A 15,586-nucleotide genomic window follows, 5' to 3' on the forward strand; every position below is an offset into this window, starting at 1 on the left:
AGGTGGGCACACAGCGGTGCCCACAAGCGCTTAAGGTGATCCCCATGGCGGCACGGCGACGGGGAAGAAGCGGCAACGAGGCCGATGCCCGGCGTTCGGGCTCACGTGGTTCGCCCCGCGCGGCCCGTGTTCGGATGACCGGCAAGGAGCGCCGTCAGCAACTGCTCGACATCGCCAGGGCGCTGTTCGCGGAGAAGGGCTTCGACGGTGCCTCCATCGAGGAGATCGCCCACCGCGCCGATGTCTCCAAGCCCGTGGTCTACGAGCATTTCGGCGGCAAGGAAGGCATCTACGCCGTGGTCGTCGATCGCGAGATGCAGAACCTGCTGGATTCGATCATCTCCGCGCTTTCCGCCGGACACCCGCGCGAACTGCTGGAGCAGGCGGCGTGTGCGCTGCTGGACTACATCGACAACTCCACCGACGGGTTCCGCATCCTGGTGCGGGACTCCCCGGTGGCCAGTACGAGCGGCACGTTCTCCAGCCTGCTCAACGACATCGCCAGCCAGGTCGAGCACATTTTCGCGCTGCAGTTCAGCGCGAAGGGCTATGATCCGAAACTCGCTCCGCTCTACAGTCAGGCCTTGGTCGGGATGGTCGCGCTGACCGGCCAGTGGTGGCTGGAGGTGAACAAGCCGAAGAAGGAAGCGGTCGCCGCGCACTTGGTGAATCTGGCCTGGAACGGCCTGTCGCATCTGGAGCACAAGCCCGGTATGCGCACGCGGCGATAGGGATCCGTCGGTGGACAGGGCCGGCCTCGGTAACGCAGCACGAGCACCCGGATGGTTACTTTTACTGCAGGTGAGCGTGTTCCCGGCTGTGCTCGTAGCTCGCCGCGCTCCAGTCGGCGACCCAGTCGGGCAGTTCCGGTCGGGCCGGACTGTCGTCCAGCAGGTCGATCAGCCTCTCGGGTGCGATGCGTTCACCGGTACGGGAGAGAAACCGCGCCTGGATCATCGCGGTCGTGGCGAGCTTGCCACCGGTGACGACCCGGTGCTCGAGGTAGAGGTGCCGCTCGTCCCAGCCGACGATGCGAGTGTGCACGTCGAAGCGCCGGAAGGGCTTCAACGATCGCCGAAACGAAGCGGTCTCGGCGGTGACGACCGGGTACCAACCGCGTTCGCGGAGTTTTCCGAGTAGTCCCGAGCGTGTCATCAGATCGACCCGGGCGAGGTCGAAGACGGAGAAGTAGACACCGTTGTTCATGTGTCCCAGCAGGTCGAGATCGGTGGGAAGTACGCGAAACGGCGTTCGGCAGGGACCGAGCGGGTCGATGTGGCCGCGCAGGCGGGCCCTGATGCCGAGCACGACGAGACGCACGAACATGTTCATGGGCGGCGGTGTTCCCTCCCGGTCCCACTGACGGGACCATAAGTTACTCACGAGTAGGAACACGTTATGTCGTGAGTTCGCGCGAGACAACTCCGCGCGGCGTGGAAGTGACGATGATCGCCCTCCGCCGGTCGCCGCTGCCGCCGTTCTCGATCCCGGATCCACCGTGTTGCCGACATCTCTCCACAACGGCATGAAGGTTAGGCTTGCTTTACCGGCTAAGGTTATGCTTACCTAAATCACATGCCCTCGCGTTCGGCCGGCGCGGTTGTCCCCCATCCTCCAGGAAGGTCGACCTTGTACGACTGCACTGTGGACTCCCGGATCACTGATCGGGTCACCGAAGCACACCACCACCCGACCGGCCCGAGGCAGCGCCGATGACAGCGACATACCCGAGTGCGGCGACGTCGACCGCAACCGTCCCCGCCTACCGGGCGTTCGATGTGACGGTGCGCTCCAGTGCCCGGCTCAGTCCCCACTTCATCCGGCTGACCTTCACCGGGCAGGACCTGGACCTCTTCGGTGACACCTGCCTCGACCAGCGCGTCAAGGTGGTGCTTCCGCTCTCCGCCAACAGCACCGCGCAGTGCTTCGTCGGTGCGGACCCCTTCGGGCACTTTCCACGCAGCGAGGACTGGTACACCCGGTGGCGACAACTCCCGCAGGAACTCCGGAATCCCTTTCGGACATACACCGTCCGAGCGGTCCGCAGGCATCTCAACGAGGTGGACGTCGATTTCGTGTCCCACGGGGACACCGGCGTCGCCTCCGCCTGGGTGAGTCGCGTCCGAGAAGGGGACCGTTGCATACTCGTCGGCCCGGATCGGCGCGGTGACTCGGCGAACGTCGGAGTCGAATGGAAACCCGGTGGCGCAACGACCGTGTTCCTGGCCGGAGACGAGACCGCTGTGCCCGCGATCAGCTCCATTCTCGCCTCGCTGCCCGCGCACGCATGTGGTCAGGCGTTCCTCGAGGTACCCACGGCCGATGACGTGCTGCCCCTGCACCCGCCTCGCGGCGTCGACGTCACCTGGCTGCCCCGCGCCGATATCGGAAAACCCGATGCCAACCACGGCAAGCGCCTGGTCACCGCCGTCACCACAGGCCTCTCCCTCGGGCCGGACCGCGCGATGACCGAAACGGGCTGCGACCACATCGGCGCCGACGATCCCGGAGTCCGGTCCGCTTCGGAGTCTCGGACTCTCTGGGAGACGCCGGACAGTGGACCGGACAGCGGGATGTTCGCCTGGCTGGCCGGTGAGGCACAAGCGATCACCACGCTGCGGCGACACCTCGTGCGAGAACGTGGCTGGGACCGCCGACGAATCGCTTTCATGGGCTACTGGCGGGCGGACAGCCTCGCGGCATAGCGCCGTGCCCGGCGAGGGCACGGTTGGTTCCCCCGTTGATCCGCCTCGACACTCCCACCCTTCGACCGGCTCTTTTCACCGGCTTCTGCAGCCGGTCCTCATGAGATGAGAGGAATCTCGTGCGATATCCCGTTCGGCGCGTCAAGCGTGCCATGACACTGATCACGAGTCTCACGGTCGCGCTGGCGGCGCTGACCGGCTGCGGCTCGTCCGAAAACGCAGCCACCTCCGACGGCGGAGGCAGTGCGGCGAGCGGCAATTTCCCGGTCACGATCGACAGCGCACTGGGCAAGGCCGTGATCGAGGAGCAGCCCGAACGTGTCGTCACGCTCGGAACCGGGTCCACGGGGACCTCCATCGCCCTCGGGGTCACTCCCGTCGGCATGGAGGCATATCCCTGGGGCAGCGACGAAACCGGATACATGCCGTGGATCCACGAAGCCGTCACCAAAGCCGGGGGGAAACTCCCCGAGCAATTCACCGGCGGCACCGAACTCGACATCGAGGCCATCGTCGGACTGAACCCCGATGCGATTCTCGCACCCTGGTCCGGTATCACCCAGAACCAATTCGACGTCCTCAACGACATCGCCCCCACCGTCGCCTATCCCGAACTGCCGTGGACCATCGCGTGGGACAAGCAGATCCGCATCATCGGCAAGGCCCTCGGTAAGCCGCGGAAAGCCGAGGCCGCGATCGATCGGATCAACGCCAGGTTCGCCAAGGTCGCCGAGGAGAATCCGCGGTTCGGTAGGACCACCTTCGTCTACACCTACACCAACGGTCCCGGAACGCTCGGTGTCTTCCTGCCCGAGGAGCAGCGCGTCGCCATGCTCACCAAGATGGGCCTGAAGCTCGATCCGGTGGTCAAGACCCTACCGGAGACCGAGGGAACCGCCTCTTCCGTCATCGGCCTCGAAAACGCCGACACCATCAAGAACGCGGACCTGATGTTCACCTTCTACTCGGACGAGAAGACCCGCAGGCAGATCGAATCCCAGCCGTTGTACGCACAGATTCCCGCCGTCGAACGCGGTTCGGTGGTGGCCGCCCGGAACCACTCGTTCGTGACCGCCTCGTCGATCATCAACCCGCTGACGGTGCCGTGGGCCATCGACCGCTACCTCCCGCTCATCAACAAGGCGATCGAGCGTGCTCGGTAGCATTTCGGTGACGCGCACCCGTACCGGAGAGCATGGCCCGAGCAGTCCGGTGGGGAGCCGTGGCGCGAGCGGCCATCCCGGGGTGCGTGCCGGGGACGAGGAACCTCGTTCCCGGCCCTCGCGGCGTGTGCTCGTGCTGGTGGGCGGCGTCCTGCTGCTCGGCCTCGCCGTTCTTGTCGGCCTCGCGCTGGGCAGCAACCCCATCCCGCTGCCCGAGGTGATCAACGCCCTCGCCGGTGGCGGAGACGCATACACGCGCACCGTCGTCGAAAGCCGGATACCGCGCACCCTGCAGGGCTTGCTCGTCGGTGCGTGTCTGGCCCTCTCCGGTGTCATCGTGCAGGGCATCACCCGTAATCCGCTCGGAGATCCCGGCCTGCTGGGAGTCAACATCGGCGCGTCGGCAAGCGTTGTCACCACGACGGCGTTTTTCGGGCTCGGTGGTATCGCCACCATCTGGGCGGCTCTGCCCGGTGCCTTCCTCGCGGTCGTCGTGGTCTACCTGATCGGCTCGGGGCGCGGCGGCGCCACGCCGGTGCGGCTGGTGCTCGCCGGGGCCGTCGTCAGCGCCGTACTGAGCGCCTATATCCGGGCCATGACCCTCAGCCTTCCCGAGGTCTTCGGTAGTTATCGGTATTGGGTCGTCGGTTCACTCGCCGGGGGCGACATGGACGCACTGCTCGGTGTCCTGCCGTTTGCCGCGGCGGGACTCGTACTCGCCGTGCTGACGGCTTCACCGCTGAACGCACTGGCTCTCGGGGACACGGCCGCCGCAACCCTGGGCGCCAACACCACCGCCATCCGTATCGGCGGAATGCTCTCCGCGACTCTGCTGTGTGCGGCAGCGACCGCCTCGGCGGGGCCGATCGCATTCATCGGGCTCGCCGTCCCGCACATCGTGCGCGCACTCGTCGGCAGCGATCACCGCTGGCAGGTCCCACTCAGCCTGGTTCTCGGCCCCGTCCTGCTGCTGACAGCGGATGTACTCGGGCGGGTCATCGCGCGGCCGCAGGAGATCATGGTCGGCGTCGTGACCGCATTCGTCGGTGCGCCCGCGCTGCTTCTGGCGGTACGCCGGATGCGGGGAGGCACCTGATGTACACCCCCGGTAGCCGCACCGTGCGCGTCGGTACCCTGCTTGCTGTCCCGGTCCGGCGACGCTCCCTCGTCCAGGGTCTTGCGGTTGCAGTGGCGATCGTCGCCGTCGGCGTCGCCACGCTGACGCTGGGCGAGCTCGGCATTGCTCCGGAGCGCCTGCCCGCCGCGCTGATCGACGTGCCCAGCGGCAGCGAGGGCTTCGTCCTGAAACGTCTTCGCGGTCCCCGTTTCGTCGTGGCCGTGGCCACCGGTGCCGCTCTCGGCATCTCCGGTGCGCTGTTCCAGACGGTCACTCGCAACCCGTTGGGCAGCCCGGACGTCATCGGCCTCACCGCCGGTGCCGGGGCAGGCGCGGCAGCGGCGGCTCTGCTGTGGCCGGGTGCGGTCTCCGTACCGGCGAGCGCGACGCTCGGTGCCGCCATCGCCACGGTGGTCGTCTTCTTCTCCACCGGACGCGGCTTTTCCTCACCCAGTCACCTGATCATCGCCGGTATCGGCGTCTCCGCCATGGCGGTCGCCTTCACGCAGTACGTGGTGCTGGTGCAGTCGCGCGATCAGGCTGCGGTTCTGCACGCCTACCTCACCGGCAGCCTGTCGGCGCGTTCCTGGGAGAACGCGGTCACCATCTGGTCCGTGCTCGCCGTCCTGCTGCCTGCCGCCATCGCGCTGGGGCGACGCCTGCAACTGATCGAGATGGGTGATGAGTCGGCCGACGCGCTCGGTGGGAAATCCGAGCGGACCCGCGCGTGGTCGATCGTCGTGGCGATCGCACTGTCCGCCGCCGCGGTGAGCGTGGCCGGGCCCATCGCCTTCGTGTCCCTGACCGCTCCCCAGATCACCAAGCGACTGTCGCGAACCCCCGGTGCCAACGTCACTCTCTCGGCGCTGACCGGGGCGCTCATTCTCGTCACCGCCGACCTCTGCGTACAGCAGGTTCCGCTCGTCGAGGACCTTCCCGTCGGTGTTCTCACCGTCGGCATCGGAGGCCTGTATCTCGGCTACCTGCTCGTCCGCGAGTGGAAGAAAGGAACGATGTGAGTCCGCGCAACCCCCTGCGAACCCACGGCGATACCGCTGTCCGCGGTGATGCCCTCGCGAGCGGTGTCACCACGGGGCTGGCCGCTCGCGATCTCACTCTCGCCTATGACGGCCGCGTGGTCTGCGACGGTCTCTCCGTCGATATCCCGGACGGCGAGTTCACCGCGATCATCGGACCGAACGGTTGCGGCAAGTCGACGCTGCTCAAGTCGCTGGCGCGCATCCTGACTCCGACGCGCGGGCAGGTGCTTCTCGACGGTCGACCGATCCGTTCCTACGGCAGCAAGCAGGTCGCGCGCCGCGTCGCATTGCTCCCACAGAGCCCGGTCACTCCCGACGCGATTCGCGTGGGCGATCTGGTCGGGCGTGGGCGCTACCCGTATCACTCGCTGTGGCGTCAGTGGACTCCCGACGATCAGGACGCCATCGATACCGCACTCGCACTGACGGGGACCGCCGACCTGTCGCAGCGGCATGTCACCGAGCTGTCGGGTGGCCAGCGCCAGCGAGTGTGGGTCGCGATGGTGCTGGCACAGCAGACCTCCACCCTGCTGCTCGACGAGCCGACGACGTTCCTCGACATCGCACATCAGTACGAGCTGCTCGAGTTGTGCGCGATGCTGCAGCGCGACGGCCGAACGGTGACCGCGGTACTCCACGATCTCAACCAGGCCGCCCGGTTCGCCGGTCACCTCATCATGATGAAGGAGGGGCGGATCGTCGCCGAGGGAGTGCCGGAGGAGATCCTCACCGCCGAACTGGTGGAGGACGTCTTCGGACTCCGGTGCGAGATCGTGCCCGATCCGCAGTCGCGGACGCCGATGATGGTGCCCCTGGTCCGAGACTTCGACCACGGGCACGTCGACCTCGCCCTCGGCGAGTGAGTCGGCTGCGGAACCGACTCCGCCTCTTAACCGGGGGAGACGCGCAGGATCTTGTCGTCGGAGCCGTTCGAGGTCGAGACGTACAGCGCACCGTCGGGGCCCCGGGTGGCCGCACGCAGGCGGCCGTGGGTGCCGTCGAGTTCTCCGGGCACCGACACGCTGCGCACACTCCGGCCGTCCTCGCTCAGCCGGAACAGCAGCACCTTGCTGCCCTTGAGCGCGGTGACCGCCAGTACCCCGTCGAGCGGACCCCACTGCGGGCCGGTCGGGAATGTCGCATCACACACGGCCTCGGTCTCGTCGCCGGAGGTCCACACCGCGGGTACCGCGTTCGGGAAGCGCTGCAGGTCGGTCATCGGCACCGATTCGTCGTAGTACTCCTGCGTCCCACCCCGGGACGGATCCCATCCGTAGTTGCCACCCGGCCGGAGCAGGTTGATCTCGTCGTCGACGTCCGGCCCGTGCTCGGCGATGAACACCTGGTCGTCCGGGCGGGCCCGCCCAGCAGGGCGGAACGCGATGCCCTGGGGATTGCGGTGACCGTAGGTGAGGATCAGCCGCGTGGCGGGGTCCGGCGAGTCGAGGAAGGGGTTGCCCGGCAACGGGGCTCCGGTGTCGATGTCCATCCGCAGGACCTTGCCGCCGAGGGAGGAGAGGTCCTGCGCGACCGTCGGGCGGGCGCTGTCGCCGGTGGTGACCAGCAGGCTGCCGTCGTCGGCCAGTCCGGGGCGGCATCCCGAGTGCCTGCCGCTGGGATTGATCGGGAGTCCGGTCAGCAACGGGCCGACGCGCCGTGCGCTGTTGCCGTCCTCGGACAGTTGCCAGGTGACCAGCCGGATGTCCACGGCACGGCCGTCGACCTGGTGGGTCTGACAGGTGAGAAACCGCCGGCTGGTGGCGAACTCCGGGTGGACGAGCAGGCCCATCAGACCGCCTTCGCCGCGCACGAGCACGTCGCCGAAGTCGGCTCGGACCTCCCGTAGCCGGCCTCCGGACAGCAGGGCCAGGCGCCCCGGACGCTGGGTGATCAGGGCGGAACCGTCCGGCAGGAAATCGATGCCCCAGGGGTGCTCGAGTCCGCCTGCGAGGACTTCCACCCGCAGAGCCGTCGATGAGGGCGTGGTGGGTACGGGATCGGACGGTCCGGTTGTGCGCTGACCGTTTCCCCTGCCGTCACCGCTGCATCCGGTCAGCGTGAGCAGCCCGGCCAGCCCGGTCAGGGCACGGCGTCGCGTGAGTACAGGCCGCGTGAACATACACACAGTATTTCACCCGGCACGCGGGGATCATGGCTGTGTGCGGCGGCGTGCGCTGGGCACGGTGGTGCCGAAACCGGAGCACGGTGCGGGCAGGAGCACGGTGCGGGCCGGGGGAGTGCGGGCTGTGGGGAGTCGTAAGCTGGACGGGGACCCTTTTCGCCTTGGCTGCCCGGGTGGCGGACCGCTCCGGACGGTCGCGTGCCCGGTGGGAGTCGGCGAGCGTGTCCCTGTTCGTGTGACTTTGGTTCGTGTGCTCTGGCGCGGTGCGAGGTACTTCCATGACCCAGGCTGGCTCCCAACCGGGCGATTCCCCATCGGCCGGATTACTGGGCGGACTGCTCGAAACATTGTTCCGGGATCCGGCTGTGCAGCAGATCGTCGAGGCGACCGATCGTTCTCGCCTGGTCCTGGAGGGGCCCGCGGCGGCGCGCCCGATGGTGGCCGCCGCCCTGGCCGCCGGGGAGCGTGCCGGCGGAGTGAACCGCCCGGTACTGCTGGTCACCGCGACCGGACGTGCGGCCGACGAGACCGCGGCGGCTCTGTCGGGCCTGCTCGGCGCGGACGGTGTCGAAGTGCTGCCGTCGTGGGAGACGCTGCCGCACGAGCGGCTCTCACCACGCGCCGACACCGTCGGCAAGAGGTTGGCGGTGCTGCGCCGTCTGGCCCATCCCGAGGAGGACGCGCGCGGCCCGATCCGGGTACTGATCACGACGGTGCGCAGCCTGATCCAGCCGATCGCGCCCGGTCTGGGCGAGCTGCCTCCGGTACGGCTGCGCGTCGGTGCGGAACACGACTTCGAGGAGCTGGTCCAACGCCTGGCGGGGCTGGCCTACGAACGGGTCGACATGGTGGAAAAGCGCGGCGAGTTCGCCGTGCGCGGCGGCATCATCGATGTGTTCCCGCCCACCGAGGAGCATCCGCTGCGGGTCGAGTTCTGGGGGGACGAAGCCACCGAGATCCGGCCTTTCTCGGTGGGCGATCAGCGGTCGCTGTCCGAGGACAGCGGTACGGAGGACGACGTCGAACTGTTCGCGCCACCGTGCCGGGAGTTGCTGATCACCGCCGATGTGCAGGAGCGCGCGAGCACGCTCGCCGCTCAGCACGAGTCCGATCCGCAGCTGACCGAGATGCTCGGCAAGATTGCCGCCGGTGCTCCGGTGGACGGTATGGAAGCGTTGATTCCGGCGCTGTGCGCGGGAGAAATGCAGTTGCTGACCGATCTGGTCCCGGCAACTACCCACGTCGTGCTCGCCGATCCGGAGAAGGTGCGGGCCAGGGCCGCCGATCTGGTGCGCACCGGCCAGGAGTTCCTGGAGGCTTCCTGGATGGTGGCGGCCGATGGCGGGAAGGCGCCGATCGATCTCGGGGCCTCGGCCTACCGGGGGTTGGCCGAGGTCGCCGAGCACACCCGTGAGCGGGGGTTGCCGTGGTGGACGCTGAGCCAGCTCAGCAGCGACGCCGACGCGGGGGAGACCACCGATGTGGCCGCCGAGACCGTGCGCCTGACGCTGAAACCGGTGGAGCAGTACCGAGGTGAGCTCGAACGTGCCTTCACCGATCTGCGTACGCACACGGCGGGCGGGGGTGCCGCGGTGATCGTCGTGCCCGGGACCGGGACAGCCCAGCGTGCCGTGCAGCAGTTGGGCGAGGTGGAGCTTCCCGCCGGGCACGCCGAGGACGGACTCGTTTCGGAGCCGGAGTCCGGTGTGGTCACGGTCGTGCGTGGCGGTTTGGAGGACGGTTTCGCCGCGCCCGACGTGGGGCTCGTGGTGCTGACCGAGACCGACCTGACCGGTGGACGTGGTGGAACGTCCACAAAGGACATGCGCAGGATGCCCTCGCGTCGTCGCGACGGTGTCGACCCGCTCGCGCTCAAGCCGGGCGATCACGTCGTGCACGAGCAGCACGGCATCGGCAAGTACGTCGAGATGGTGCAGCGCACCGTCGGTGACGCCACTCGTGAGTACCTGGTGCTGGAGTACGCCTCCAGTAAGCGCGGCCAGCCCGGCGACCGGCTGTTCGTGCCGACCGACCAGCTCGACGAGGTCTCCCGCTATGTCGGCGGCGAGCTGCCCACGCTGAACAAGCTCGGCGGAACGGACTGGAAGAACACCAAGGCCAAGGCGCGCAAGGCGGTCAAGGAGATCGCCTCCGAACTCGTCCAGCTCTACGCTGCCCGCCAGTCCTCACCCGGCCATGCGTTCAGCGCGGACACCCCGTGGCAGCGCGAGCTCGAGGACGCCTTCCCCTACACCGAGACCGGCGACCAGCTGGCCGCGATCGAGGAAGCCAAGGCCGACATGCAGAGCTCGGTGCCGATGGACCGGGTCGTCTCCGGTGACGTCGGCTACGGCAAGACCGAGATCGCCGTGCGCGCCGCCTTCAAGGCGGTGCAGGAAGGCAAGCAGGTCGCGGTGCTGGTGCCGACGACGCTGCTGGCCCAGCAGCACCTCAACACCTTCACCGACCGGATGCACTCCTTCCCGGTGGTCATCAAGGGTCTGTCGCGGTTCACCGACCCGCACGAGGGCGAGCAGACCGTCAACGGGTTGGCCAGTGGCGAGGTGGACATCGTCATCGGCACGCATCGCCTGCTGCAGACCGGTATCCGCTACAAGGACCTGGGGCTGGTGATCGTCGACGAGGAGCAGCGCTTCGGTGTCGAGCACAAGGAGCACATCAAGTCACTGCGCACGCACGTCGACGTGCTGACCATGTCGGCCACGCCGATCCCCCGGACGCTGGAGATGAGCATGGCCGGTATCCGCGAGATGTCGACCATCCTCACCCCGCCCGAGGAGCGCCACCCGGTGCTGACCTACGTCGGCGCTTATGACGAGAAGCAGGTGGCCGCGGCGATCCGGCGGGAGCTGCTGCGCGACGGCCAGGTCTTCTTCGTGCACAACCGGGTGCAGAGCATCGAGAAGGCCGCGCGACACCTGCGGGAGCTCGTGCCGGAGGCACGCATCGTCACCGCGCACGGCCAGATGAACGAGGACAGGCTGGAAAAGATCATCCAGGGTTTCTGGGAACGCGAGCACGACGTGCTGGTGTGCACCACGATCGTGGAGACCGGCCTGGACATCTCCAACGCCAACACGCTGATCGTGGAGCGCTCGGACACGCTCGGCCTGGCGCAGCTGCACCAGCTGCGCGGGCGCGTCGGGCGGGCCCGCGAGCGCGGGTACGCCTACTTCCTGTATCCGCCGGAGAAGCCGCTGACCGACACCGCGCACGACCGGCTGGCCACGATCGCGCAGAACTCCGAGCTCGGCGCCGGGATGGCGGTGGCGATGAAGGACCTGGAGATTCGGGGCGCGGGCAACATCCTCGGCGCCGAGCAGTCCGGCCACATCGCCGGTGTCGGGTTCGACCTGTACATGCGACTGGTCGGTGAAGCCGTGCAGGCCTTCCGCGAGCACGCCGGGGCGGAACCGGGCGAGGAGGAGGAGCTCGCCGAGGTGCGGGTGGATCTGCCGGTGGACGCCCACATCCCGCACGACTACGTGCCGGGTGAACGGTTGCGGCTGGAGGCCTACCGCAAGATCGCCGCCGCTGCGGCCGGGCCCGCGTTGGACGCGGTGCGCTCGGAGCTGGCCGATCGCTACGGCCCGGTGCCCGACTCGGTGGAGCGGCTGCTCAAGGTCGCGGCGTTCCGGCAGGTCTGCCGTGCGCACGGGGTCACCGAGGTCACCCTGCAGGGATCGTCGTTGCGGTTGGCACCGGTGGAGCTGTCGGAGTCGGCGCAGGTGCGGCTCAAGCGCCTGTACCCGAAGGCGGTGTACAAGGCGGCCGTGCGCACCGTGTCGGTCCCGCGCCCGACCGAGGGCGCCGCGGGCGGTCGGATCGGTGCGCCGCAGCTGCGCGACGAGGCGCTGCTCGACTGGTGCACCAAGCTCGTCGAGTCCCTGGTGGCTGCCCCCGCACCCGTGGGATGAGTGGCTCAGTGGCGGGCGAGGTACTCCTCCGGTGCCTCCCGCCCTACGTCGGAGATGCGCGACCTTTCAAAACAGTTGCACGTGGGGATTCGGCGGATCCTCCCATGACGCGCCGGCCGTCTGGCAGACTGCGCCGTGGCAGCTGTCGGTGGACAGTCGGCTGCAGGTCCGCAGCGGCAGGGAGGTTCCGTGGCACTCGTCAGCGCGTCGATGGCCATGTCCGGTGACGGCGACATCGCCGGTTCTCCCGACGCGGAGCAGGCTCTTTCCTCGGGCGGGGCCACCAGTGTCGGTTACACCATCGAACGTGAGCGGATTCCCGAAGCCATCGCCGACTTGCGCCGTGCTCTCATGGCGCTGGAACAGGCGGCTGATGAGGCGTTGCGTCATCAGCACATCGTTGCCCCGGGCGGTGATCCGTATAGCGCCCGGGCCGTGACAACGATGGGCTCCGAGTTGGTGGCGAACTACGTGAGCTCCAACGCGCGTGACCGGGAAAGCATCGAGTCGATGATCGAAAACCTGGAGGCGGCGATGCGCCGGTACGACGCGCAGGAAGACCGCTCCACCCGATCGTTCCGGCCGGAGTCGTGACCTTGCCGAACAGGGCCGGCCGCGCGGCCGTGGCATTGCCCGCCGCTACTCTGCTCGCCGGGTGCATGCGGGTGCGCGCGGTGGTGACCGAGGTGGTGCGGATGCTGAAGGCGGGCGCGTGATGGGCTGGGGACTGGACCACATCCGGGAGGTCGGCGGCAATATCGCCGACGACGTGCGGAATGCTGCTTGCGCGACCGTCGATGATTTCCGGAGTGCGGCGGACCGGGTGCACGACCGGTTGACGCCGGACATCCGTCCGGAAGGCGTCAGCGGCCACCGGATCTACGCCTGGTTCCACCACGGGCCCGGCACCGGCAGCCTCGACGATGCGGTCGACGGCTGGGGCAAGGTGTCCGAGAAGCACGCCGAGGTCGCCGACGCCGTCGACTCCGCGATGGGCAAGCTGCGGGCCTCCTGGGAGGGTGAGGCAGCGACCGCCGCGCAGACCGCCGGCCGCGCCTTGCGTGATGCCGCCGACACCGCGAGCGCCTGTGCTGCCCGGGCCGGTAGTGCCCTGGCGGCGCAGAGCTTCGAGTTCAACGAGGCGAAGAAGAACGTTCTCGACGTGTCCGCGCACCCACCGAGGATCGACCCGCTCACGGGTGAGCTCGGTGCGGTCGACTATCACCAGGAGGCTCGGTCCTACGCCGCCGAGCAACGGACCAATCAGGCAGCGCTGCAGGGATACGGTTCGCAGACCGGCGGCCACGCAGGCAGTGTGCCGCGCTTCGACGGGTCCGGTGGCGCTGCCCCCGTGGTCACCGCCTTGGCCTGGAGCGAGGACGACGGACTGCCCGGGGGTGGCGGTTTCGAGTTCGGTGCCGACCACGATCTCTCCGGTGCGAGTGTGGCGGCCGGTGCGGCAGGCCTCGCCGCAGGCGGTGTTGCCGTACTCGGTGGCGATGTGCTCGGCGAGCGGGTCGGTGGCCGCGGTGGCATCAGCGGACGGGGTGTCTCCGGCTTCGGTGATCGAGCGGACACCGGTTCCGGTGGGGCCGCCCGCAGTACCACCGGTGCACCGCCGAGAGCAGCCGGTGCGGGCGGCCGGGGCCGGCAGGGTGCGGACGACGAGCAGCACGAGAATCCCGAGTGGCTGGCGGCCGACGAGAGCCCGGACGAACTGTTCGGCATCGCCGGGAGAACCGCCCCGCCCGTGCTCGGCGCGCTGCCCTCCGAGCGGGAAGACCGGCAGTGAGCGGGGAGCGTTTCGAGCGGATCCTCGACCGCCCGGTCGTGCTGAGCTACACCTGCTATGACGTGCTGCATCACGGCGAGTGCGGGGAGGGCACCCCGAAACCGGCCGGTTTGGAAGGGATTTCGCCGGGAAGTACGAATCGGGAACGCATCCGGATCGTCACCGAAGTCCTCGCCGATCTGCGCGAGCGCGGCTTGGCGGTCGTGGACACGCCGGTGCGGCCGTTGCGCGACACGATTCGTCTGCTGCACGAGCCGCAGCGGCGCATCTACGGTTGGTACGCGATCCGCGGCGACGAGGGGACGACCTACGGTGGCTTTCACGCCGCCGAGTCCGACGGGTGCGCGGTGCTGGCCGCGGAGGAGGACGGGCGGGTTCTTCTCGAACCCGTGCCGTCGGATGTGCTGCTGTCGACGGTGGTGAGCCTGCTACCCGACGCCGAGCCGATTGCCGACACCGCCATGGTCGTGGCACCGGAGCGTCCGCCGCGCCGTGTACCGGTGAAACCCGAGGACGAGTGGGCGGAGTCGGGAGACGAGGTTCGGCGGCCCCACTCGGCCCGGGAGGCGCTGCAGCGCAAGCACGACCGCATCGAGGAACTGACGAGTGGCCCGCTGGACTTTGCCATGCAGGTCGGCCGGTCAACCAGGACGGCCAAGGGCGGGGAGAGGGTTTGCGACCATCCGCTGAACTATTACGCGGGGCGGCAGGGAGCACTGCTGACCGTGGTCAAACGCGCTCGTGCGGATGGAGCCGAAGGGGACGGCGCCGAAGAGGACGGTGATCTGCGCAGGCACGTGCTCCCCGCAACTCCGGATGTCTTCCGACAGGAACTGCGCGAGCTCGGACGTACGAGGTGAATGCGTCGCTGTGGCGGTCGGAGTGCCACAACGACGCATTCACCATGCGGCCGGCACGCCGTGCTCACTCCACGAAATCCCGGACGCCTTCGGAGACCTCGTCGGAGGAGAGCAGTGTGACGTGTCCGGTGCAGGACACCTGCGTGTTGGTCGCGCCTGCCAGCACGGTGCTGCTGTCCGGGTTGATCACTTCGTCGCACGGTGAACGAAACGTTCCGTAGTCGACCCCGCCCGGTGTCTCGTCGCCGGCGTTGAGATCGGTCAGAAACGTCGACTCGTAGCGCATCTCCTCGCAGGAGGTCGTCCAGCACGCATAGGCGGCGTTGGTGCCGTGGTTGGGTCCGCCGATGCTCACCCAGTCGTCGACCTGTGCGGTGCCGCCGAGAAACTTCAGGAAGTAGCGCGAGGACAGACCGCCCATGGAATGGGTGACGATGTCGACCCGGTCCGCACCGGTGTTGCCGAGTACCTGGTCGACCTTGCTCGCGAGCTCTCCGGCAGTGGTCACATTGGACTGTGCCCAGTCATACTGCCACACGTGCAGCTCGTCCTCGCTCCAGCCGTCGGATTCGAAGTCCTCGACCATCTCCGTCCAGTTCCAGTCCGCACCGACCCAGCCGTGCACGAAAACGACGGGGTCGTGCGCCGGGGCGGCCGAGGCGGCTGCGGGGGAGAGCACGGAGGCGGCGGCCACTGCCGCGAGGGCGGTGATTCGGGTGAGGCGAGTGGTGAACCGACGCATATTCCCTCCAAGTCGGAAAGCAACCCATGCCGTGACCGGCGATGTGATCAATATCGCAGTGCCGTTGATCACAGTAAGTTGTTTCCGGGAGGGATGATCCATACCGG

At 68.3% G+C, this 15,586-nt stretch carries 13 protein-coding genes; 10 read left to right on the forward strand and 3 right to left on the reverse strand.

Going from position 1 to position 15,586, the window contains the following annotated elements; translation table 11 throughout:
- Nucleotides 1-134 precede the first annotated feature (134 nt).
- Nucleotides 135-731, forward strand: a complete 597-nt coding sequence (locus tag JOF55_RS14195) for a TetR family transcriptional regulator (protein WP_374727495.1) — start codon at nt 135-137, stop codon at nt 729-731.
- 61 nt (nt 732-792) lie between these two features.
- Here the strand turns inward: JOF55_RS14195 and JOF55_RS14200 are convergent, their stop codons facing one another.
- On the reverse strand, nt 793-1,332 hold the full coding sequence (locus JOF55_RS14200; RefSeq protein WP_310274386.1) for a thioesterase family protein: 540 nt from the start codon (nt 1,330-1,332) through the stop codon (nt 793-795).
- A gap of 380 nt (nt 1,333-1,712) precedes the next feature.
- Here JOF55_RS14200 and JOF55_RS14205 point away from each other — a divergent pair, with 380 nt between their 5' ends.
- The 5 genes from JOF55_RS14205 to JOF55_RS14225 all read left to right on the forward strand — a co-directional run bounded on the left by JOF55_RS14205 (nt 1,713) and on the right by JOF55_RS14225 (nt 6,888).
- The gene (locus JOF55_RS14205; RefSeq protein WP_310274388.1) at nt 1,713-2,705 is read left to right on the forward strand and encodes a siderophore-interacting protein; all 993 of its coding nucleotides are present in this window, start codon (nt 1,713-1,715) and stop codon (nt 2,703-2,705) included.
- Between the two features lie 152 nt (nt 2,706-2,857).
- Nucleotides 2,858-3,868, forward strand: coding sequence for an iron-siderophore ABC transporter substrate-binding protein (locus JOF55_RS14210; protein ID WP_374727496.1), 1,011 nt, complete (start codon nt 2,858-2,860; stop codon nt 3,866-3,868).
- Nucleotides 3,869-3,950: 82 nt separating this feature from the next.
- Nucleotides 3,951-4,964: a FecCD family ABC transporter permease gene (locus JOF55_RS14215; RefSeq protein WP_374727497.1), complete on the forward strand. Its 1,014-nt coding sequence runs from the start codon at nt 3,951-3,953 to the stop codon at nt 4,962-4,964.
- The gene (locus JOF55_RS14220; protein WP_310274395.1) at nt 4,964-6,004 is read left to right on the forward strand and encodes a FecCD family ABC transporter permease; all 1,041 of its coding nucleotides are present in this window, start codon (nt 4,964-4,966) and stop codon (nt 6,002-6,004) included. Before JOF55_RS14215 ends, JOF55_RS14220 begins: the two co-directional genes overlap by 1 nt.
- A complete protein-coding gene (locus JOF55_RS14225; RefSeq protein WP_310274397.1) occupies nt 6,001-6,888 on the forward strand; it encodes an ABC transporter ATP-binding protein in 888 nt (295 codons plus the stop codon). The genes JOF55_RS14220 and JOF55_RS14225 overlap by 4 nt, the downstream gene beginning before the upstream one ends.
- A gap of 26 nt (nt 6,889-6,914) precedes the next feature.
- Here the strand turns inward: JOF55_RS14225 and JOF55_RS14230 are convergent, their stop codons facing one another.
- Nucleotides 6,915-8,144 carry a PQQ-dependent sugar dehydrogenase gene (locus JOF55_RS14230; protein WP_310274399.1) on the reverse strand — a complete coding sequence of 410 codons (1,230 nt, stop codon included), beginning with the start codon at nt 8,142-8,144 and terminating at the stop codon, nt 6,915-6,917.
- A gap of 281 nt (nt 8,145-8,425) precedes the next feature.
- On the opposite strand from JOF55_RS14230, the gene mfd reads away from it, so the two are divergent.
- The 4 genes from mfd (at nt 8,426) to JOF55_RS14250 (ending at nt 14,737) form a co-directional block, all read left to right on the forward strand.
- Nucleotides 8,426-12,085, forward strand: coding sequence for a transcription-repair coupling factor (mfd, locus tag JOF55_RS14235; protein WP_310274401.1), 3,660 nt, complete (start codon nt 8,426-8,428; stop codon nt 12,083-12,085).
- A gap of 189 nt (nt 12,086-12,274) precedes the next feature.
- A complete protein-coding gene (locus JOF55_RS14240; protein WP_310274403.1) occupies nt 12,275-12,679 on the forward strand; it encodes a hypothetical protein in 405 nt (134 codons plus the stop codon).
- Nucleotides 12,680-12,800: 121 nt separating this feature from the next.
- Entirely contained in the window at nt 12,801-13,877 is a 1,077-nt protein-coding gene (locus JOF55_RS14245; RefSeq protein ID WP_310274405.1) for a PPE domain-containing protein, read from the forward strand.
- Complete coding sequence (locus tag JOF55_RS14250; protein ID WP_310274407.1) at nt 13,874-14,737, forward strand: ESX secretion-associated protein EspG; 864 nt, start codon at nt 13,874-13,876, stop codon at nt 14,735-14,737. The genes JOF55_RS14245 and JOF55_RS14250 overlap by 4 nt, the downstream gene beginning before the upstream one ends.
- Before the next feature lie 64 nt (nt 14,738-14,801).
- On the opposite strand, the gene JOF55_RS14255 is transcribed toward JOF55_RS14250, so the two are convergent.
- Nucleotides 14,802-15,479 carry an esterase/lipase family protein gene (locus JOF55_RS14255; RefSeq protein ID WP_310274410.1) on the reverse strand — a complete coding sequence of 226 codons (678 nt, stop codon included), beginning with the start codon at nt 15,477-15,479 and terminating at the stop codon, nt 14,802-14,804.
- Nucleotides 15,480-15,586: the final 107 nt, after the last annotated feature.

The organism is Haloactinomyces albus, assembly GCF_031458135.1.
In the GTDB taxonomy this organism is placed as follows: Bacteria; Actinomycetota; Actinomycetes; order Mycobacteriales; family Pseudonocardiaceae; genus Haloactinomyces; species Haloactinomyces albus.